The following is a 20,265-nucleotide window of genomic DNA, read 5'->3' as shown; positions in this document are numbered from 1 at the left end:
GCCAGCGGTTTTCTTTCCCACCTCGCCCGTTATGCTGCATCCGCAAAGCGAAGGGATAGGGAATGGCGGTCAAGATCAATCTGGCCCTGCAGGGCGGCGGGGCGCATGGCGCCTTTTCCTGGGGCGTCACCGACCGGTTGCTGGAAGATGACGATATCGAGATCGCGGGCATCAGCGGCACCTCGGCCGGGGCGTTGAACGGCGCGGCGATCAAGGCGGGGCTGTCGATCTCGCAGGGGCCGACCGGCAGGCGCGCCGCGCGCGAGAACATGGCCTTTGTCTGGTCCCAGGTCTCGCAGGTCAGCGACAGCGGTTGCGTGCGCTGGCTTTACAGCATGTTCCCCGCGCCCCGCCAGTTCCAGCGCTGGACCGAGACGTTTTCGCCGATGGCATGGTTGGAAAACGTCTATCGTTTCGTCAGCCCCTATGATTTCGGGCCGTTCTATTCGAACCCCCTGGCCAATATCATCCGCGACATGCCCCATCCCCGGCTGGACCGCGATGGCGGGCCGCGCCTGTTCATCAGCGCGACCAATGTCAGGACCGGGCGGATCCGCGTTTTCGACAACCATGAAATCACGGCCGATACGATCATGGCCTCGGCCTGCCTGCCCACCGTGTTCAAAGCGGTCGATCTGGTCGATCCCAGGACCGGCCAGACGGAAGCTTATTGGGATGGCGGCTACAGCGGCAATCCCGCGCTGTTCCCGCTATATGCGCCCGCCCTGCCGCGCGATCTGGTCATCGTGAACATCAATCCGATGGAAAAGGCCGGCACCCCGAAAACCCCGGTCGAGATTGCCGACCGGATCAATGAAATCAGCTTCAACGCCTCGCTTCTGTCCGAATTGCGCGCGATTTATTTCGTCAAGCGCCTGTTTCGCGAAGATCGCCTGCAGGGCCGCCCGATGAAGGATGTCCTGCTGCATATGATCAGCGATGATGTCTATCCGGGCACGCTTGGCCATATGTCGAAACTGATGCCCAATCCGGGGCTGGTCGATGACCTGTTCCGGGCGTGTCGCGCTGCGGCCGATGCCTTCATCGAAAATCACAAGTCGAAGCTGGGACAGGCCGACAGTTTTGACGTGTCGGCCCTGTTTTCCTGACCGGGGCAGGGATCATCCCCCTTGCCGCGCCGTTTCGGTCGCGATCCGCGCGGCCAGCCGGGCATTGTTCAGGACCAGCGCGATATTGGCATCCAGCGACCGCCCCTGCGTCAGTTCAAGGATGCGCTGCAACAAGAACGGCGTCACGGATTTCGCGGTGATCCCCTGCGTCACGGCATCGCGCAGCGCGGTTTCGACGATGGGAATCATCACCTCGCGCGGGATTTCATGTTCATGCGGGATCGGGTTCACGACCAACTGCCCGCCTGCCAGCCCCAACTGCCGGCGCAGGTCTGCACTGGCGGCGATCAGGCCGGGATCATCCATCCGCAAGAGGGCCGAAAGCCCGGAATCGCGCGACCAGAAGGCGGGCAGGGTGTCCTGACCAAAGGCGATGACCGGCACGCCCAATGTTTCCAGAACCTCCAGCGTCTTGGGCAGGTCAAGGATCGCCTTGGCGCCCGCGCAGACCACCGTGACCGGGGTGCGTGCCAGTTCCTGAAGATCGGCCGAGATGTCGAAACTGCTTTCGGCCCCGCGATGCACGCCGCCGATCCCGCCGGTCGCAAAGGTTGCGATCCCGGCCAGATGCGCACAGATCATTGTGGCCGCGACCGTCGTTGCGCCGGTGCGGCCAAGCGCCAGACAGGCGGCCAGATCGGCGCGGGACAGTTTCATCACCTGATCCTGCGGGGTTTCCGCCAGATGCTGCAACATGGCGCCGTCCAGCCCGATACGGATGCGCCCGCCCATGACCGCGATGGTCGCGGGCGTGGCGCCGCTGTCGCGCACCGCTGCCTCGACCCGTGTCGCGACCTGCAGGTTCCGGGGATAGGGCATGCCGTGTGTGATGATGGTCGATTCCAGCGCGACGATGGGCTGGCCTTTGGCCTTGGCCGCGGCGACTTCGGGCGAAAGGGACAGCAGTTCCGCGCTCATTGTGCCACCTGCCCGGAAACCAGCGCGGCGGCAGCGGCGACGGCGAAATCCAGCGCGCTTTGCCCGGCCTCGCCCCGCATTTCCGCGACCAGATGCGCGGCCACGAAACGATCACCCGCGCCGGTCGTGCGCAGGATTTCGACCCTTGGCGGGCAAGAGGTCAGCGCAGGCTGTCCCCGGCGCAGATCGACCACCGGATTCGGCCCTTCGGTCACGATGACGCGCTCTGCGCCCCGGGCGATGACGGCCTGCGCCGCGGTCAGGGAATCGGTGCTGTCTGTGCCCGCCAGGACCTCTGCCTCCTCTCGGTTCAGGTAGAAACAGGTGCCCGGCCGCGCAAATAGCGGCAGCAGGCGATCGGCCTTTTGCGGGCTGGCGGGGACGACGCGCAACTCGGCTGCGGCGAAACAGGGGTCCTGGACGATATCGGCCAGAACGGCGGTGGTCAGGTTGCCGTCCAGCATGATCCGGCCCGCAAAGGGCGCGGCGGCAGAGCCAAGCCGGCCATCGCGCAGGGGCGCCAGCACCTGCACCCCGGCGGTTTCCAGACAGCGCGCATCGGCGACGGCGGCGAACAGGCCCTGCGGCCCCTCGATCGCGACATAGCAATCCGAGGACATCGAGGCATTGCGGTGGATATGGCCGGTGCCGATCCCAAGGCGCGAGGCCTCTTCGATCAGCACATCGCCCGCGCCGTCACAGCCGATCGCGGCCAGCAGCTCGGCGGGCTGGCCCAGCCCCGTCAGGCTGTTGGCGACATTGAAGGCGACGCCGCCCGGCAGTTGCGCGATGCTGCCGGGCATGTCGGCACCGGGCGCCATCGCGCCGAAACTTTGCCCGATCACATCCCACAACAAGGCCCCGATACACAGGACCGCCGGTTGATCCGTCATGCCACGACCTCAAATCATTACGAAAAAGCACAGCATTACGGCCAGTCATGGCATGGTCGGCCGCTCTGGTCCAGCCATTGGCCGCAATGATGGTTTCCGGGCGGTTAACTGCGGCATGGGACAGGGACCGGGTGACGGGCGGTGACGAAGGCGGTTGACCCAAGGGGATTGCTTGTCGATTGGCCCGTCTCGGCCTATGTCCGGGTAGGACCGTAGCACAGAGAGGTGGCGATGGAAGGCAGACGCATCCTGCTGATCGTCGGAGGCGGAATCGCCGCGATCAAGATCCCCGAGCTGATCCGGCTGATGAGGCAGGACGGCATGTCGGTGACGCCGGTGCTGACGCGCGCGGGGGCGGAATTCGTGACGCCGCTCAGCCTGTCGGCGCTGGCCGAGGCGCCCTGTCATCAGGAGCTGTTCGACCTGACGCGCGAATCCGAAATGGGGCATATCCAGTTGTCGCGCGCCGCCGATCTGGTGGTAGTGGCGCCCGCGACGGCCAATCTGATGGCGCGGATGGCGGGGGGGCTGGCCGATGATCTGGCGACGACCCTGCTGCTGGCCACCCACAAGCCCGTGCTGATCGCGCCCGCGATGAATGTGCGGATGTGGGGCCATGCCGCGACGGTCCGCAACCGCCAGCAGTTGAGCGACGACGGCATCCGCTTTGTCGGGCCGGACGAGGGCGTCATGGCCTGCGGCGAATTCGGCGAGGGGCGGATGGCCGAACCGGCGACGATTCTGGCCGCGATCCGCGCGCAGTTGAGCGCCGAGCCTCCGCTGCGTCTGCGCCCCGAAACGGCTGTCACGGGTCCGGTGCCGTCGCAGCTTCCCGAACTGGCGGCCGATCTGGGTGGGCTGGGCGATGATGCCGACAGGCCGCTGTCCCTGGGCGATCCGCTGCCGCCGGACGGGCCCATGCCCGAAACGCCTGAACCCGGCCCGTTGCAGGGGCAGCATGTCATCGTCACCTCTGGCCCGACGCATGAGCCGATTGATCCGGTGCGCTATATCGCCAACCGTTCCTCGGGGGCGCAGGGGGCGGCGATCGCGGCGGCTCTGGTGGCGCTTGGCGCGCGCGTCAGCTTTGTCACCGGCCCCGCGCAGGTGCCCGCCCCCGAAGGGGTCGAGGTGATCGCTGTCGAATCCGCACAAGAGATGCGCGACGCCGTCGAGCTGGCGCTGCCCGCCGATGCCGCGATCATGGCCGCCGCCGTGGCGGATTGGCGCATCGCCAATGCCAGCAGCGACAAGATCAAGAAAGATGCCTCGGGCAGCATGCCGGTGCTGGAACTGGTCGAAAACCCCGATATCCTGGCCTGGATCAGCCGCCTGCCGCAGGACCGCCCCCGGCTGGTCGTCGGTTTTGCCGCCGAAACCACGAATGTCCTGCAGCATGCGACCGAAAAATGGATGCGCAAGGGCTGCGACTGGATCGTCGCCAATGATGTCAGCCCAGAGACCGGCATCATGGGCGGCAGCGAAAACGCGGTGACGCTGATTTCGCGCAAGGGCCCGGAAAAATGGCCGCGCCTGTCCAAGCCCGAGGTCGCCCGCAGGCTGGCCGCGCGCGTCGCCGATGCCCTGACCCATGGTGTCGCATGAACAGGGTCTATCTGGACTGGAACGCCACCGCCCCCCTGCGCCCCGAGGCGCGCGAGGCGATGTTTCAGGCGACCGAAATCATTGGCAACCCGTCGTCCGTCCATGCCGAAGGCCGGGCCGCGAAATCGGCGCTGGAACGTGCGCGCGAAGATGTCGCGGCGGCCCTGGGTGCCGAAGGCGCGGATGTGATCTTTACCTCCGGCGCGACCGAGGCGGCGGCGCTGGCGCTGGCCGGGCGCGATCTGGCCTGCGCGCCGGTCGAACATGACGCGATCAAGGCATGGTGCCGGGCCGATCTGGCCGTGGATGCGGGCGGCATCGTCACCGTGCCCGCGCCCGATCAGTCGACCCTGCAACTGGCGAATTCCGAAACCGGCGTGATCCAGGACCTGCCGCAGGGGCTGGCGGTCAGCGACCTGACCGGTGCCTTTGGCAAGATCCCCTTTGCCTTCAACTGGTTGGGCATTCAGGCCGGGATCGTTTCGGCGCATAAGCTGGGTGGGCCGCGCGGGATCGGCGCGCTGGTCGTGCTGCGTGGCACCGATATTCAGGCCCGGATCAAAGGTGGTGGACAGGAACAGGGACGCCGTGCAGGCACGGAAAACTTGATCGGTATCATGGGCTTTGCCGCCGCCGCAAAAGCCGCACAAAATGATCTGGCGCAAGGTTTATGGGATAAAACCCGTGAATTGCGCGATCTGTTACGGGCAAGACTGGAAACCGGGGCGGAAAATGTTACATTTCCGGGCAGCGATTCCCTTTGTCTGCCGAATACGCTTGCCGTCCTGACGGATGGTTGGCGGGGCGAGACTCAGGTGATGCAAATGGATCTGGCCGGTTTCGCCGTTTCGGCGGGTTCGGCCTGTTCCTCGGGCAAGGTCCGGGCCAGCTCGGTGCTGCAGGCGATGGGCGTTGCGACAGAATATGCGGGGGACGCGATCCGCATCTCGTTCGGTCCGGCGACGGACGAACGGGATGTCATGCGTTTTGCCGATGCCTGGCTTGCCCAATGGCAGCGCTGGCGCGATCGGAACAATATGCGGGTGACCGCAGGAAGGGTTTGAAATGGCTGATCTTGCCACCGACGCCATCGAAGTCCGTGAGGGCGTAGACCGCGAAACGGTCGAGACCGTCCAGAACATGGGGTCCTACAAATACGGTTGGGACACCGAGATCGAGATGGAATATGCCCCCAAGGGCATCAACGAAGATATCGTCCGCCTGATCTCGGAGAAGAATGAGGAGCCGGAATGGATGCTGGAATGGCGTCTGGCCGCGTTCCGCCGCTGGCAGACCATGACCGAGCCGCGTTGGGCCCTGCTGACCTATCCTGAAATCGACTATCAGGATCAATATTACTACGCCCGCCCCAAAAGCATGGAGGTCAAGCCCAAGTCCCTCGACGAGGTCGACCCCAAGCTGCTGGCGACCTATGAAAAGCTGGGCATCCCGCTGAAGGAACAGATGATTCTGGCCGGCGTCGAACGCGGCGAGGATGCGGGCGAAGAACGCCGTGTGGCCGTCGATGCAGTCTTTGACAGCGTGTCCGTGGGCACCACCTTCAAGGACGAACTGGCCAAGGCGGGCGTGATCTTCTGTTCGATTTCCGAAGCGATCCGGGAACATCCAGAACTGGTCAGGAAATATCTGGGCTCGGTCGTGCCGCAGTCGGATAACTTCTTTGCCACGCTGAATTCCGCTGTTTTTTCAGATGGTTCCTTTGTCTATGTGCCGCCGGGCGTGAAATGCCCGATGGAGCTGTCGACCTATTTCCGCATCAATGCGGAAAACACCGGCCAGTTCGAACGCACCCTGATCATCTGCGACAAGGGCGCCTATGTCAGCTATCTGGAAGGCTGCACCGCGCCGAAACGCGACATCGCGCAACTGCATGCCGCCGTCGTGGAAATCGTCATTCTGGAAGATGCCGAGGTCAAATATTCGACCGTCCAGAACTGGTTCCCCGGCGATGAGGAAGGCAAGGGCGGGATCTACAATTTCGTCACCAAACGCGCCGATTGCCGCGAGGCGCGCGCCAAGGTGATGTGGACGCAGGTCGAAACCGGAAGTGCGATCACGTGGAAATACCCGTCCTGCATCCTGCGCGGTGACGATCTGTCGGGCGAGTTCTATTCGATCGCCATCGCCAACAACATGCAGCAGGCCGATACCGGGACCAAGATGATCCATCTTGGCAAGAATTCCCGTTCGCGCATTGTTTCCAAAGGGATTTCTGCGGGTAAGGCGCAGAACACCTATCGCGGTCTGGTGACCATGCACCCGCGTGCGACCAACAGCCGGAACTATACGCAATGCGACAGCCTGCTGATCGGCGATCAATGCGGCGCCCATACGGTTCCCTATATCGAGGTCAAGAACAACTCGTCCCGCGTCGAACATGAAGCGACGACCTCCAAGGTGGACGATGACCAGCTGTTCTATTGTCGCGCCCGTGGCGTTGGCGAGGAGGAGGCCGTGGCGCTGGTCGTCAACGGTTTCTGCCGCGACGTGCTGCAGGCGCTGCCGATGGAATTCGCGATGGAGGCGCAATCGCTGGTCGCCATCTCGCTGGAAGGTTCGGTTGGATAGCGCCGGTCCGGCCGGGGGCTTTGCCTCTGGCCGCCGGGACGCAGATCGCACGAGGTCGCGAACCGGTCCGCGAAACAGAAACATGCAAGCGACAAACCCGTCCGGGGTTGCGTCCGCGAAAAGATGACAAAGGGAAAATATGCTGGAAATCAAAAACCTGCACGCCGAACTTGAGGATGGCAGCAAGCAGATCCTGAACGGGGTCAACCTGTCGGTCCCCGCCGGTCAGGTCCATGCGATCATGGGACCGAACGGTTCGGGCAAATCGACCCTGTCCTATGTGCTGTCGGGCCGCGACGGCTATGAGGTCACCGAGGGCTCGGCCAAGCTGGAGGGTCAGGACCTGCTGGACATGGAACCCGAGGAACGCGCGGCGGCGGGCCTGTTTCTGGCCTTCCAGTATCCGGTCGAAATCCCCGGCGTCGGCAACCTGACCTTTCTGCGCACCGCGCTGAACGCCCAACGCAAGGCGCGCGGCGAGGATGAACTGTCCTCGGGCGAATTCCTGAAAATCGTCCGCGAAAAGGCCAAGACCCTGAACATCGACAGCGACATGCTGAAGCGTTCGGTCAGTGTCGGCTTTTCGGGCGGCGAGAAAAAGCGCAATGAAATCCTGCAGATGGCCATGCTGGAGCCGCGCATGTGCATTCTGGACGAAACCGACAGCGGGCTGGATGTCGATGCGATGCGGCTGGTCGCGCAGGGCGTGAACGCGCTGCGCTCGCCTGATCGGTCATTCCTGGTCATCACGCATTATCAACGCCTTCTGGACCATATCAAACCTGATGTCGTGCATATCATGGCGAATGGCCAGATCATCAAGACCGGCGGCCCCGAGCTTGCGCTTGAGGTTGAAAACAGCGGTTACGGTGATCTGCTGTCGGAGGTCGGATGATGGCAGATCTCGCGATCCGCGAAAGCCAGGCGCAAGCCAAGCCGGCCGCGGGCGATGCGCTGACGCAGCGTCTTGCCGTGCTGCCGCACCCGGCGAGCGGCATCACCGCCGCCGCGCGTCAGGATGCGCTGGCGCGTCTGGAAAAGATGGGCCTGCCCGGACGGCGCGATGAATACTGGCGCTTTACCAATCCCGGCGTCTTCAACGACCCGGTGCCTGCGCCGATCCCGGTTCAGACCGACGCCAACGATTCCCCCCTGTTCGAGGATATCGACCGGCTGCGGCTGGTTTTCGTCGATGGGCGTTTCGACGCGGCGGCATCCGATGCGCTGACCGGAGAGGGGTTCCAGATCGACCTGCTGTCCGCCGCCGAAGCCACGGCATCGCATTGGGCGGGCGAGGTTTATGGCGTGCTGGAAGCGAATGGCCAGACCCCGGTCAGCCGCCCCTTTGCCGCGCTGAACACATTTGCCGCGACCGAAGGCGTGCTGATCCGCGTTTCGGGGCAGGTCGCGCGTCCGGTGCATATCATCCACCGCCGCCGCTCGGATGCGGCGGATGTGAACCTGCACCATGTCCTTTTGCTGGAAGAGGGCAGCGAATTCACGCTGCTGGAAACCGGCATGATCGGTGCGCGCTCGAATATCGTGATCGAGGCGGATCTACGTGCCGGTGCGCGTCTGCATCACATCACGGCCAAGCTCGCCTCGCATCCCAAGGTCGGCATCGGTCATATCTTTGCCCGCGTCGCCGCCAAGGCGCAGTTCAAATCCTTTGAGCTGTCGGTCAATGGCCGGATGATGCGCCATGAAAGCGTCGTGGATATCGCCGGCGACGATGCCGTGGCCCATGTCGCGGCGGCGGTTCTGGGCAATACGGCGGATGGCCCGTTCCATCATGACAACACCGTTTTCATCACCCATGCGGGTGAGCGTTGCGAAAGCCGTCAGGTCTATAAAAAGGTGCTGAGCGACGGGGCCGTGGGCGTGTTCCAGGGCAAGATCCTGGTCAAGCCGGGCGCCCAGAAAACCGACGGCTACCAGATCAGCCAGTCGCTGCTTCTGGATGGCGACAGCCAGTTTCTGGCCAAGCCGGAACTGGAAATCTATGCCGATGACGTGAAATGCAGCCACGGTTCGACCACCGGCGCGATCGACGAAACGGCGCTGTTCTATCTGCGCTCGCGTGGGGTGCCGCGTGAACGGGCGACGGTGCTGCTGGTCCTGTCCTTCCTTGCCGCCGCGCTGGATGAGGTCGAAAATGCCGATCTGCGTGAACGCATTGCCGAAAGGCTGGAAGAATGGCTGATGCATCGGGCCCAAAACGACCGGACCCAGAACCCGCCCGCATGAGCCGATCGGGCGTGAACCGGGCGGGGATCGTTCCGCTGATCGTGCAAAGCTGGCGCGCCCCCGCGCGGGTCTTTGCCGGCTTGTGCGGCATGCCGGATCGCGCGCTGATCATGGTGCTGATGGTCGCGATGCTGATCTTTCTGATCGCACAGGCCCCCGGACATGCCCGCGCGGCGGAACTTGACCCATCCGTGCCGCTGTCGGCGCGGATGGCGGGGGCGCTGTTTGCGGTGATGTTCGTGATGCCGCTGGTCTTTTACCTGCTGGCCTCGGTCGTTTCCGTGCTGTCACGGCTGTTTCCGCGCCGGATCAGCGCCGAAAACAGCCGCCTTGCCCTGTTCTGGGCCCTGCTGGCCGTCTCGCCCGCCATGCTTCTGGCGGGGATGGTGGCCGGGCTGGTCGGGCCGGGGGCGGCGCTGATCCTGTGTCAGGCTCTTGCCGGTCTGGGATTTCTGTATATCTGGGGTGCAGGGCTGCGGGTGCTTTCGGAAAAGACATGACCTTTGATGACCTGAAACAGCTGGTGATGCTCAGCCTGCGCGAGCCGGGCAGGGCGCTGGACACCCTGCGCGCGCTGGCCCCTGACATGCCGTCGCGCTGGATGGCGCTGGTTCTGGCCGTGTCGCTGTCGACGGCTCTGGCAGGGCTGGCGCGGATGCTGTTCCCGGTCGATACCGAAAGCCCGGTGTCGCAGCTGATCGGTCAGCCTCTGATGCTGGCCTCGGTGCAATTCACGGGCATGGTCATTGCGGCCGCGCTGATGACGGTCGTCGGCCGCGCCTTTCGCGGTCACGGAACCTTCGCCGATGCGTTGCTGGTCGTCGCCTGGATCGAGCTCTTGCTGGTCGCCGTTCAGGCCTTTCAGGTCGTTCTGGCGCTGATCTTTCCGATTTCGGCGGTTCTGATGTCGCTGGTCGCCTTTGGCCTACTGATCTACCTGACCCTGCAGTTCACCAAGGCGCTGCATGGTTTTCAGAACAGCTTTCTTGTCCTTCTGGGATTTGTCGGTTCCGTCTTTCTGTTCGCGATGGTCCTGTCCCTGCTGGGCGTTTCCCTTGGCTATATGCCGGAGGTTCCCGCGCAATGACCTATGATGTCGAAAAAATCCGGCAGGAGTTTCCGATCCTGTCCCGTCAGGTGAACGGCCGGCCGCTGGTCTATCTGGACAATGGCGCCAGCGCGCAGAAACCGCGCGCCGTGATCGACGCGGTCATGCAATCCTATACTCAGGAATATGCCAATGTTCACCGTGGGTTGCACTATCTGTCGAACCTGTCCACCGAACGCTACAGATCGGTGCGCGGCATCATCGCCCGCTTTCTGAACGCCCCCGACGAAAACGAGATCATCTTTACCTCGGGCGCGACCGAGGGGCTGAACCTTGTCAGCTACGGCTGGGCCGCGCCACGCCTGCAGGCGGGGGACGAAATCGTGCTGTCCGTTCTGGAACATCACGCCAATATCGTGCCCTGGCATTTTCTGCGCGAACGTCAGGGCGTCGTCCTGAAATGGGTCGAGCCGGAAGCCGATGGCAGCCTGCCCCCGGAAAAGATGCTGGCTGCCGTGACCCCGCGCACCCGGCTGATCGCCGTCACCCATATGTCGAATGTCACCGGCACCGTGGTCGATGTCGCGGCGATCGCGCGCGGCACCGATGTCCCCGTGCTTGTCGACGGCAGCCAGGCTTCGGTCCATATGCCGGTCGATGTCGCAGCTCTGGGCGTCGATTTCTACGCGATCACCGGGCACAAGCTCTACGGCCCCTCGGGCTCGGGGGCGATCTGGATTTCGGCAGAACGCCAGCAGGAAATGCGGCCCTTTCTGGGCGGCGGCGACATGATCCGCACCGTCACCCGCGATGCCGTGGAATATGCCGCGCCGCCCCTGCGGTTCGAGGCGGGCACGCCGGGCATCACCAACCAGATCGGTCTGGGGGCGGCGCTGGAATTCATGATGGATCTGGGCATGGACAGGATCGCCGCCCATGAACGCAGCCTGCGCGACTATGCCCGCGACCGGCTGCGCAGCCTGAACTGGCTGCAGGTTCAGGGCGATGCCCCGGACAAGGGCGCGATCTTTTCGATGACGATGGACGGCGCGCATGCCCATGACATCTCGACGATTCTGGACAAGCGCGGAATCGCGGTCAGGGCAGGGACCCATTGCGCGATGCCGCTGCTCGAGTTCTTTGGCGCCAGCGCCACGGCACGGGCAAGCTTTGCGCTTTACAACACCCATGCCGAGGTCGACGCCCTGATCGACGGCCTGACCTTCTGCCGAGAGCTTTTCGCCTGAATCCCATCGCGCCCCATTGCGATGCCCGGAGTTTGCGTTTAACAAGATCGCCAGATGCACCCATAGCTCAGCTGGATAGAGCGCTGCCCTCCGAAGGCAGAGGCCAGAGGTTCGAATCCTCTTGGGTGCGCCAGTAAATACAGGACATTAGCTGATTTCCTGATTTTTCGGTGAAGGTCTGCGCACAGATTCGCGTTTGTCCAGTGTAGCGTGACACGAAGTCTTGCAGGGTGTGACACGAATATTTGCAGCAATTGGATTTTGATTTCAGGGGCCGTGAACACCTGTTTCAGAGCCCCTTTAATCGGGCAGCGGTAACGGCTCTGGCAGCGGGTCTGCGATGTCCGCCGCATCGACGCCGGCGGTGCCGCCGAAGCCCGCCATCCGCTCGGACTGAAGTGTATCCCAGGCGATCTGATCCACATCCCCGTCGCCCTCGCGCACAAACGGGCACCGCTCTTTCGTCAGGAACGAATATGTCAGATAGGAGACCCCGCGCGCATACTGGCTGGCCGCGCGCAGATGCAGGCCGTCGACGAAGATGTCGTCGCCAAACTCGCGCCGCAGCGCCCGCACATACTGGCCTGTCGGAATAACCCAGACAGGGGTGCCGAGGTGGTCGGTCAGCCACTGGCGATAATATGCAAAGGCTGCCACGCCGGTCCCGTCCAGATCGACCGCCTGCGGCGACCAGGGCTGGAACAGGATCAACTCTGCGCCGCGCGCGGCAGCCGCAAGCCCGTGCCAGTAGAGCGCCTGAAGGCTGTTCACCATGCTGGGGCCCGGCGCTGGAAACCCGGTGGCCAAGTCTGCCACATCCGACACCAGGACGAGGTCATAATCGCTGTTACGCGCATGGCCATTCAGGTCCCAGACCGCTCGGGACGACCCGAACGGCACGAAATCCGACAGGGTGCTACCCGGCCAGTCGGAATAAAGAATACCTCCGTGCTGGCCGTCAGATGTCACGCCGCCCCAGGCCGTCTGAACAAAGCTATGGCCTGCAAAAAGAAGCGTGCCGGTCGCCGGGGCAGCGATCCGCTGCATCGGATCGACCGGCTCGCCGCCGCCACCAGAGCGGATGCGCATGGGCGGCCAAAATCGGTCCAGATGTAGCCGCATCAGAAGCCCCGGATCACGGCCAGCGTGGTGCTGCCGCTGGACGTGCTGGCGCGCACCGATACAGCGTTTTCGACCTGAAAGGCCCCGCCGTCGCCGGGCAGGCGCAGGGCGGCATCGTCGCTCGCCGGATCCTGCGGATAGATATCGACGGGCACGGCACCCTGATTTTGCAGAACATCGCCCGCCTGCAAGGCAATTGGGTCGGACAGAATGGCGCGGATGATGTGGCGGGGCATTGGTGTCTCCTTGGGTCAGGTTGCGTCGGACGGCCTTTGGTGGCCTGAATGCTGGTGATCAGCCCGGCGCTGGACAGCTCATGCGTGACATTCTTGAGGTGCCATTCGCCGTCCAGTTCCGCCCGCAGCCCCGCCAACTGGACGAGGCCACCGCCGAACAGGCGCGGTTCGAGACCGGCAATCGTGGCGTCCAGCGTCATCGCCGCGCGTTCTGCACCGGTCAGGGCCGATTCGGCAGCGCGGGTCCAGCCGTAGTCATAGCCATATGTCACCGCGACCTGACCGAAATCCGAGCGGTTGCGGATGTCGAACCCGCGCGTGTCCCATTCCGAGACCTGCCGGACATCAATGTCGCGCAAGAGCCTGCTGTGGGTGTCATAGGCCGAGACCGTGAGGTCCAGAAACGGATTATCCGCCGGATCGAAGCGATAGCTGACCGAGGTCGAGCGCCAGCCCAGCTTCTGATCCTCGGGGACAGCATCGGGCAGGTCCGGCGGGATGCCGAAATTCGAGCGATAGGCCCGTCGCCCGCTGTCACGCCGCCAGGTGCTGCTGAAGGTCGGCTCATGCCCCTCGGCCGGGCGGAAGCGCAGCTTGACCAGCGCATCCAGCGGGTCGTTGCCGGTATCGGCGCCCCGGTTGCCATCACCGTCCTTGTAATCGTCGGCCCAGGATTTCGTCAGATGGACAAGATAGCCGAAACGCGCGTCCGGGCTGCCGTAGAAGGCCAGGCCGGGCGTCACACGCTTGCCATTGGTCTGGGCCGAGAGCTTCAGCATGTAGCCCTGGCTGCGGCCGGGCAGCAGCAGGTCCTCGGGGTCCTTGGTTTCATAGCGGATCGCACCGCCCAGTGCCCCCGGACCGGCCAGCGCCGAACCGGCCCCGGGCGCGACCTCGACGCGTTTCAGCAGGTCCGGGTCGATGCCGAAATTGCCGGAATGGGTATCGGGGTCGGCGATGGCCGTGGCGCGGAGCTCTCCGGCGAGGACGCGGCGAAGGTAGCGGCGGCGCTGCGTCTCGGTGCGGTAAAGCTCCAGCGCCCGGATCATCCCCGCCTGACCGATCACCGACAGCACCAACCCCGGATGGCGGATGGTCGACGCCAACCCTTCCAGCGCGGCAGTGAAGCTCCTGCAGTCCACGCCCCGGCCGCCATGTTCCGGCGGCACGACCATGCGCCACAGCCCCGCCTGCGCCAACTGGTCCCAGCGGCGGCGGTCGAAGGTGCCGGGCGGCGGCTCGCCCGGTTCGGGTTGCCCGATATGCGCATATTCCGCGCGGATCGCGGCCCGCGCCTCGTTCCAGTGCAGATGCATGGTCTTGCCTCCGACAAGCGGGTCAGGCAGGGCTTTGATATTGGGCGACGGCGGCCTTGAATTCCTCGGGCACCGGATAGGTCTTTTGCGCGTCGTAATCGAACATGACATGGGTCCAGCTGGCCCGCGCCACCTCGCGCCCGCTGTCGTCGGCGACCTGCATGACATGCTCCATCTCGAAGCTTTTGTTGCCGAATCTGGTCACGCGGCTGAGGATCGAAATGCGGTCGCCATAGACAGCCTGCGAGACATATTCGCAGGAGGTGCGCACCATGATATGCGGCAGCTTGCGGCTCTTGGGTAGCTCCAGCAGCGTATGCATGTATTCCAGATAGGCCGATTGCAGGTAATCATAATAGATCGGGCTGCTGACATGGCCCATGGAATCGGTGTCGCGGTAGCGCACCTCGATCTGCGTCTCGAACGGTTTTTCGTCCATTTCGTCCTCCGGTCGGTTGGGGTTGTCAGACATATGCGCGGCAGCATCTGGCGACAGGGCTGGAGGGGCCGTGGATGGTGAAGCCCATCGGCACCGGGCCGTAGCGGCGCAGGATGCGCAGCCCGTTCAGCCCGGCGGCGGCACCTGTCCCAGGCTGAACAGGATCACCGCCGGGATCAGATAGACCCATGGCGGCACGGTCTGCATGATATCGAGGATCGGGCACAACGCCGCCTCAAGACGCGGCCGACGCGACGCCATGATCCCAAGGGGGACAGCGATCGCCACAGCCGCGACGACCGCGGTAAAGACCAGCACGACCGTCTGCATGGATTGCGGCCAGAGGTTCATCAGCCAGCAGAAGCCGAGGCACAGGAATGCCATCAGCGCCACTCGCCAGTTGCCCAGGATGGCACTGCTGCGATGATCAACAGGATCACCACGAAGGCTGGCGGAGAGAGCAGCGGCGACTGGAAAGCGCCAAGAACGGCCTCGACCACGCGGCCGATGATATCGAACAGCCCGTGCATATTGGCATTCAGCCAGTCCACGAAGGGCGCAAGCCAGGTGCCGATGGAAAGCTGGTAGGTCATGCGCTGCGCCCTTTCTTTTGCGCCATGCTTTGGGTCAGGCGGTCGATGACCATGGTCAGGATCATGATGGCGATGGCGGCATCGATGGATTTGACGATATCCAGCGTGCGGATCGCGTCATAGATCGTTTGGCCCAACCCGCCCGAGCCGACGATTCCGGCGATGACCATCATGCCGAAGGCCATCATCAGCGTCTGGTTGATTCCGGCCATGATGCTGGGAATGGCGAAAGGCAGGCGGATCAGGAACATCTGGCCGCGCCTCATGCCGAGGGACTTGCCCAGTTCCAGAAACTCGGCCGGGATGCGGGAAATACCCAGGGCGGTCAGCCGGATCGCCGGTGGCATGGCAACCATCAGCGTCGCAGCCAGTGCCGTCGCCGGACCGCTGGCCGAAATTGCGGCAGAGGCCGGGTATGCCGATCAGGCCCATTTCAGCCGCGAGTTCCGGGAATTCGGCGGCACCACCCCGGCGGGCTGGCGCGCGCGACGGTAACATTTCCTCAAGACGGCGCGCGGGCGGCATGTCACCCTGAGCCGTCAGGCAAAGGAGGAACGCATGATGGAAGCACCGCGCATCTACCCGACCTTCCGCTTCCGCGACGCGGCGGCGATGATCGACTGGCTGGAAAGGGCCTTCGGTTTCACCACCCATGCGAAATACATGGATGGCGACAGGGTCGCCCATGCCGAACTGGCCTTTGGCGCGTCGATGATCATGTGCGGCGACGACAGGGACGACAGCTATGGCGAAATGGTGGGCCGGCCCATGGGGCAGGGCGGCAAGTCGCTCTATATCGCCGTGGACGATGTCGACGCGATGTTTGCCCGCGCCGAGGCCGCCGGCGCGGTGATCGAGGAAGGGCTGACCGACCGCGACCATGGCAGCCGCGAATTCATCTGCCGCGATCCCGAGGGCAACCTGTGGTGCTTCGGCACTTACTGGCCGCAGATGACCGACAAGGGCTGAGCCCCGTGGCCGCGCGGATATCGAACCGGATCGCGTCTGTCATCGACGCCCTGCCGCCGGCGCCGGGCCAGAGGGTGCCGGAGATCGGCTGCCGCCCGCGCGGTTTCCCGCCGCCAATGCCGACCATCGCGACGCATGGATGCTGGAGACCCGGCCCGGCCTGACCCTGCTGATCCCGGAACGCGCCACCTGGAACGAAACCGAACCTCTCACCGCCATCCGCGTTGCCTGCCGCCTGCGCATGACAGGCACGAACCGACGGCCTAGGCGCTTTGCAGATCGACGTCTTCCGGGCTCATCAGCACCGCGCGATCCGTCTGGCCCAGAAGTTGCGACGTGACCATGCCCGCCGTCATCGCGCCGCTGACATTCAGCGCCGTGCGGCCCATGTCGATCAGCGGCTCGACCGAGATCAGCAGCGCGACCAGCTCGATCGGCAGGCCCATCGCGGGCAGCACGATCAGCGCGGCCAGCGTGGCCCCGCCTCCGACGCCGGCAACGCCTGCGGAACTGATGGTGACGATGGCGATCAGCGTCGCGATCCAGCCCGGATCCAGCGGATTGATCCCCACCGTCGGCGCCACCATCACCGCCAGCATCGCCGGATAGAGACCCGCGCAACCGTTCTGGCCGATGGTCGCCCCAAAGGATGCCGAGAATGACGCGATGGTCGCGGGCACGCCCAGACGGCGGGTCTGGGTCTCGACATTCAGCGGGATCGACGCCGCGCTGGAACGGCTGGAGAAGGCAAAGCTCAGCACGGGCAGCGACTTTTTGAAGAATACCAGCGGATTGGTCCCGGTCAGCGTCAGGAAACCCGCATGAACCCCGAACATGATCGCCAGCCCGATATAGGAGGCGATGACGAATTTCCCCAGATTGAGGATATCCGCCGCGTTCGAGGTCGCCGCCATCTTCGTCATCAGCGCCATGACGCCATAAGGTGTCAGCGCGATGACCAGCCGCACAAGCTGCATGATCCAGCCTTGCAGCATGTCGATCAGCGACAGCAGGTTTTCGCCCTGTTCGGGCTTGCGCCGCATCAGCCGGATGGCCGCGATGCCAAGGAAGACGGCAAAGATCACCACCGAGATGATCGAGGTCGGATTGGCCCCGGTCAGATCGGCAAAGGGGTTGCGCGGGATGAAGGACAGGATCAGCTGCGGCACCGACAGATCGGCCACGCGCGGGGCATAGGTCGTCTCGATCGCGCTCATCCGGGCGGTTTCGGCGCTGCCCTGGATCAGCCCCTCGGCGGTCAGGCCAAAGGACAGCGCCATGACCACGCCGACCAGCCCCGCAATGGCGGTCAGCAGCAGCAGTGTTCCCAGCGTCAGCACCGATATGCGGCCAAGCGACGAGGCATCATGCAGTTTCGACACCGCCGCAAGGATCGCCACGAAGACCAGCGGCATGACGATCATCTGCAACAGCCGGACATAGCCCGAGCCGACGATGTCCAGCCAGTTCACCGTTGTCTGGACGGTTTCCGATCCGGTGCCATAGACCAGTTGCAGCCCGATGCCGAAAAGGGTGCCGAGGATCAGGCCGATGAACACCCGCACCGACAGCGAAAGAGAGCCGCTCTGAAGCCTGAACAATGCGAACAGAAGCGCCACGAATATGACAAGATTGACGATCACCGGTGTCATTGCGCGTCTCCTTCAAGGGTAACGGCGGGCCGGTTCACGCCACGCCGCCTGACGAATTGATATCAGGCGCAGACTGATCCTTTCACAGGCGAATGTCACGGCAAAGTGACGGGCATGCGCCAATCGTCGCGCAGGAATCATCCCCCGGTCCGTCCTGTTTCGCCGAACCCGCTTGTCGTCACGGCCCGGACAGGTGAAGGTTCCGCAATATGGGCATAACGGATCGGAGCCGGTCATGGATCTCGTGGCGCAACTCACTGCCGTCGTCGGCGGGACGATAGCCGCGCTGCGGCGCCTGACGGTGCCCCGGGTGCAGGCGGTGGGCGCGACGCCAGAGATCCCCGCGGCAAGGAGGCAGGGGATCATGACCCTGAAAATGCCCTCGGCTGTGGGCTGGCGCGTTGGGCAGCGTCCCGAAACCGCGCCGGGGCTGGCGGTCAATGCTCTTGCCTCCGGCCTCGATCATCCGCGCTGGATCGAGGTTCTGCCCAATGGCGATGTGCTGGTCGCCGAGGCGAAAGAGCAGCCATCCCGACCCAAGACCCTGCTGGATCGGGCCACGCAGGCCACGATGCGCCGCGCCCATGCCATCGGCGACAGCGCCAATCGCATCACCCTGTGGCGCGATGCCGACCGTGATGGCGTGGCCGAGATCCGCGAGGTGTTTCTGGACGGGCAGAACCAGCCCTTCGGCATGGCGCTGGTGGACGGCACCTTCTATGTCGGCAATACCGATGGCATCAGTGCGTTCGCTTATCAGGACGGTGCGACGCGGCTGACCGGGCCGGGCCGCAAGCTGGTCGATTTCTAGCCGGGCGGGCACTGGACCCGCAGCCTGATCGTCTCGCCCGACCGGTCCAGATCTGCGCCGGTGGTCGGTCTCGCTCAGCAATATCGGCGATCACGGAATGGAGGCCGAAGAGGGCCGGGCCGCGATCTGGGAGCTGGACCTTGCCAGCGGCGCGGCGCGCGTCTTTGCCTCGGGCCTGCGCAACCCCGTCGGCATGGCGTGGCAGCCGGAGACGGGCAGCCTGTGGACGGTGGTCAACGAACGCGATGGGCTGGGTGATGAGACGCCGCCGGATTACCTGACCTCGGTCAGCGAGGGCGGGTTTTACGGCTGGCCCTATTGCTATTGGGACCGGATCGTCGATGATCGCGTCCCTCGGGATCCCGGGATGGTGGCACGGGCGATCACGCCGGATTACGCGCTTGGCGGTCACACGGCGTCACTGGGATTGTGCTGGATGCCGCAGGGCACATTGCCCGGATTTCCCGACGGCATGGTGATCGGGCAGCACGGTTCATGGAACCGCTCGATCCTCAGCGGATACAGGCTGACCTTCGTGCCTTTCGAAAACGGCCGCCCGGCCGGCCCGCCACGCGATATCCTGTGGGGTTTCCTGTCCGATGACGAGCGGTTCGCCTTTGGCCGACCCGTTGGTGTCACCATCGGTCCCGACAAGGCGTCGCTGCTGATGGCGGATGATGTCGGAAACACCATCTGGCGGATAACCGGCGCGTAAGACGAGCCTGAGCCTTGCGTCACAAGCGCCCCTTCATGCACGAGGGGGCAGTCATGCATGATGCAAGCCCGCATGACCCGGCGCTGGCTGCCGCGACGTTCCGGTGCGTGGAGAGATTGTCCAGGATGACACCAGTGCCGGGGATCGGTTCCAGCGCCAGAACCTTTTCGACGCGGGCGGTGAAAGCAGGTCCGTCCATCGCCCCATGATGATCCGGCGGTCCGGATATCACGCCCGAAGTCGGATCGACGCAAGGATGCCCTCGCAGGTTCTCTTGAACCGGTGGCGTTCACCTGCTCGACCTCAAGGCCTTCGGCGAACGCATCGCATCACACGATCCGGACCGTCAAACAGCCGAAGCCCAGATCCGCATCGCGATTATGAAACGCTTCAATGCACTCGACCCCGCCGGGATCGAGGGCGTAGCCTGCACCAAAAGGGGAAAGGGGCACGCATGGCGCCGCGCTCTAGCATGGCCTTGTTCGCATCGTAGTCGGATCGGCGGCGCTCCATGATCAACGCATCTGCTTCTTCCGGCGTGCCCGGCAGATCGCGAAAACGGCCGTCGGGGTCATTGACCTTCAGCGCGCCGATTTTGTGCGACATGCACGGACTGAAGATAGGCGGTGCCGTCCATGACACCATCTGACGTCCCTCCGCGCATGTGATAGGCATAGAGCGCGTCGGCAGCCTCGATGACCATTTTCAACAACCCGCTTCCCGAAATCGTCATCT

The 20,265-nt window shown here is 64.2% G+C and carries 21 protein-coding genes, 1 tRNA gene and 2 pseudogenes; 14 read left to right on the top strand and 10 right to left on the bottom strand.

Annotated elements, in window-relative coordinates; all coding sequences use genetic code 11:
* Positions 1-62 precede the first annotated feature (62 nt).
* Complete coding sequence (locus PE067_RS11025; protein ID WP_276189428.1) at positions 63-1,109, top strand: patatin-like phospholipase family protein; 1,047 nt, start codon at positions 63-65, stop codon at positions 1,107-1,109.
* 12 nt (positions 1,110-1,121) lie between these two features.
* Here the strand turns inward: PE067_RS11025 and PE067_RS11020 are convergent, their stop codons facing one another.
* Both PE067_RS11020 and PE067_RS11015 read right to left on the bottom strand, forming a co-directional pair.
* Positions 1,122-2,048: a pseudouridine-5'-phosphate glycosidase gene (locus PE067_RS11020; protein ID WP_276189427.1), complete on the bottom strand. Its 927-nt coding sequence runs from the start codon at positions 2,046-2,048 to the stop codon at positions 1,122-1,124.
* Positions 2,045-2,941: a PfkB family carbohydrate kinase gene (locus PE067_RS11015; RefSeq protein WP_276189426.1), complete on the bottom strand. Its 897-nt coding sequence runs from the start codon at positions 2,939-2,941 to the stop codon at positions 2,045-2,047. The genes PE067_RS11020 and PE067_RS11015 overlap by 4 nt, the downstream gene beginning before the upstream one ends.
* 231 nt (positions 2,942-3,172) lie before the next feature.
* Between PE067_RS11015 and PE067_RS11010 the strand changes: the two genes are divergently transcribed.
* The 9 genes from PE067_RS11010 to PE067_RS10970 all read left to right on the top strand — a co-directional run bounded on the left by PE067_RS11010 (position 3,173) and on the right by PE067_RS10970 (position 11,810).
* The gene (locus PE067_RS11010) at positions 3,173-4,546 is read left to right on the top strand and encodes a bifunctional phosphopantothenoylcysteine decarboxylase/phosphopantothenate synthase (protein WP_276189425.1); all 1,374 of its coding nucleotides are present in this window, start codon (positions 3,173-3,175) and stop codon (positions 4,544-4,546) included.
* Positions 4,543-5,610, top strand: a complete 1,068-nt coding sequence (locus PE067_RS11005) for an aminotransferase class V-fold PLP-dependent enzyme (RefSeq protein WP_276189424.1) — start codon at positions 4,543-4,545, stop codon at positions 5,608-5,610. The genes PE067_RS11010 and PE067_RS11005 overlap by 4 nt, the downstream gene beginning before the upstream one ends.
* Before the next feature lies 1 nt (position 5,611).
* Entirely contained in the window at positions 5,612-7,135 is a 1,524-nt protein-coding gene (gene sufB, locus PE067_RS11000; RefSeq protein WP_276189423.1) for a Fe-S cluster assembly protein SufB, read from the top strand.
* 139 nt (positions 7,136-7,274) lie between these two features.
* Complete coding sequence (gene sufC, locus PE067_RS10995; RefSeq protein ID WP_276189422.1) at positions 7,275-8,030, top strand: Fe-S cluster assembly ATPase SufC; 756 nt, start codon at positions 7,275-7,277, stop codon at positions 8,028-8,030.
* Positions 8,030-9,382, top strand: a complete 1,353-nt coding sequence (locus tag PE067_RS10990) for a SufD family Fe-S cluster assembly protein (protein ID WP_276189421.1) — start codon at positions 8,030-8,032, stop codon at positions 9,380-9,382. The genes sufC and PE067_RS10990 overlap by 1 nt, the downstream gene beginning before the upstream one ends.
* Complete coding sequence (locus PE067_RS10985) at positions 9,379-9,882, top strand: hypothetical protein (protein WP_276189420.1); 504 nt, start codon at positions 9,379-9,381, stop codon at positions 9,880-9,882. The genes PE067_RS10990 and PE067_RS10985 overlap by 4 nt, the downstream gene beginning before the upstream one ends.
* Positions 9,879-10,469 (top strand): YIP1 family protein, encoded by a 591-nt coding sequence (locus PE067_RS10980; protein WP_276189419.1) that lies wholly within the window; start codon positions 9,879-9,881, stop codon positions 10,467-10,469. Before PE067_RS10985 ends, PE067_RS10980 begins: the two co-directional genes overlap by 4 nt.
* Complete coding sequence (locus PE067_RS10975) at positions 10,466-11,677, top strand: cysteine desulfurase (protein ID WP_276189418.1); 1,212 nt, start codon at positions 10,466-10,468, stop codon at positions 11,675-11,677. Before PE067_RS10980 ends, PE067_RS10975 begins: the two co-directional genes overlap by 4 nt.
* Before the next feature lie 56 nt (positions 11,678-11,733).
* Positions 11,734-11,810: transfer RNA gene (locus tag PE067_RS10970), tRNA-Arg, on the top strand.
* Positions 11,811-11,977: 167 nt separating this feature from the next.
* Here PE067_RS10970 and PE067_RS10965 read toward each other — a convergent pair.
* From PE067_RS10965 to PE067_RS10940, 6 genes are all read right to left on the bottom strand, one after another.
* Positions 11,978-12,799, bottom strand: a complete 822-nt coding sequence (locus tag PE067_RS10965) for a hypothetical protein (protein WP_276189417.1) — start codon at positions 12,797-12,799, stop codon at positions 11,978-11,980.
* A gap of 13 nt (positions 12,800-12,812) precedes the next feature.
* Positions 12,813-14,351, bottom strand: a complete 1,539-nt coding sequence (locus PE067_RS10960; protein ID WP_276189416.1) for an acyl-CoA dehydrogenase family protein — start codon at positions 14,349-14,351, stop codon at positions 12,813-12,815.
* A 22-nt stretch (positions 14,352-14,373) separates the two neighbouring features.
* Positions 14,374-14,790, bottom strand: coding sequence for a thioesterase family protein (locus PE067_RS10955; RefSeq protein WP_276189415.1), 417 nt, complete (start codon positions 14,788-14,790; stop codon positions 14,374-14,376).
* Between the two features lie 126 nt (positions 14,791-14,916).
* Positions 14,917-15,174 (bottom strand): hypothetical protein, encoded by a 258-nt coding sequence (locus PE067_RS10950; protein WP_276189414.1) that lies wholly within the window; start codon positions 15,172-15,174, stop codon positions 14,917-14,919.
* Positions 15,174-15,383: a hypothetical protein gene (locus tag PE067_RS10945; protein ID WP_276189413.1), complete on the bottom strand. Its 210-nt coding sequence runs from the start codon at positions 15,381-15,383 to the stop codon at positions 15,174-15,176. The genes PE067_RS10950 and PE067_RS10945 overlap by 1 nt, the downstream gene beginning before the upstream one ends.
* On the bottom strand, positions 15,380-15,730 hold the full coding sequence (locus PE067_RS10940) for an ABC transporter permease subunit (RefSeq protein ID WP_276189412.1): 351 nt from the start codon (positions 15,728-15,730) through the stop codon (positions 15,380-15,382). Before PE067_RS10940 ends, PE067_RS10945 begins: the two co-directional genes overlap by 4 nt.
* Here PE067_RS10940 and PE067_RS10935 point away from each other — a divergent pair.
* Together PE067_RS10935 and PE067_RS10930 are read left to right on the top strand one after the other, a co-directional pair.
* Positions 15,729-15,878, top strand: coding sequence for a helix-turn-helix domain-containing protein (locus PE067_RS10935; RefSeq protein WP_276189411.1), 150 nt, complete (start codon positions 15,729-15,731; stop codon positions 15,876-15,878). The two genes, PE067_RS10940 and PE067_RS10935, sit on opposite strands and share 2 nt — an antisense overlap.
* A 63-nt stretch (positions 15,879-15,941) precedes the next feature.
* Positions 15,942-16,352 carry a VOC family protein gene (locus tag PE067_RS10930; RefSeq protein ID WP_276189410.1) on the top strand — a complete coding sequence of 137 codons (411 nt, stop codon included), beginning with the start codon at positions 15,942-15,944 and terminating at the stop codon, positions 16,350-16,352.
* A 263-nt stretch (positions 16,353-16,615) separates the two neighbouring features.
* Here the strand turns inward: PE067_RS10930 and PE067_RS10925 are convergent, their stop codons facing one another.
* Positions 16,616-18,004 (bottom strand): L-cystine transporter, encoded by a 1,389-nt coding sequence (locus PE067_RS10925; RefSeq protein ID WP_276189409.1) that lies wholly within the window; start codon positions 18,002-18,004, stop codon positions 16,616-16,618.
* 235 nt (positions 18,005-18,239) lie between these two features.
* Between PE067_RS10925 and PE067_RS10920 the strand changes: the two are divergent.
* Together PE067_RS10920 and PE067_RS10915 are read left to right on the top strand one after the other, a co-directional pair.
* Positions 18,240-19,530 (top strand): annotated as a pseudogene (locus PE067_RS10920) (sorbosone dehydrogenase family protein).
* Between the two features lie 214 nt (positions 19,531-19,744).
* Positions 19,745-19,931, top strand: a pseudogene (locus PE067_RS10915) (hypothetical protein); the annotation flags it as partial.
* A 170-nt stretch (positions 19,932-20,101) separates the two neighbouring features.
* On the opposite strand, the gene PE067_RS10910 reads toward PE067_RS10915, so the two are convergent.
* Complete coding sequence (locus PE067_RS10910) at positions 20,102-20,263, bottom strand: hypothetical protein (protein WP_276189408.1); 162 nt, start codon at positions 20,261-20,263, stop codon at positions 20,102-20,104.
* Positions 20,264-20,265 lie beyond the last annotated feature (2 nt).

It is taken from the genome of Paracoccus sp. DMF-8 (assembly GCF_029309835.1).
Lineage (GTDB): Bacteria > Pseudomonadota > Alphaproteobacteria > Rhodobacterales > Rhodobacteraceae > Paracoccus.
The sequence above is the reverse complement of the archived record's forward strand: the minus strand, read 5'-3'. Positions and strand labels throughout refer to the sequence as shown.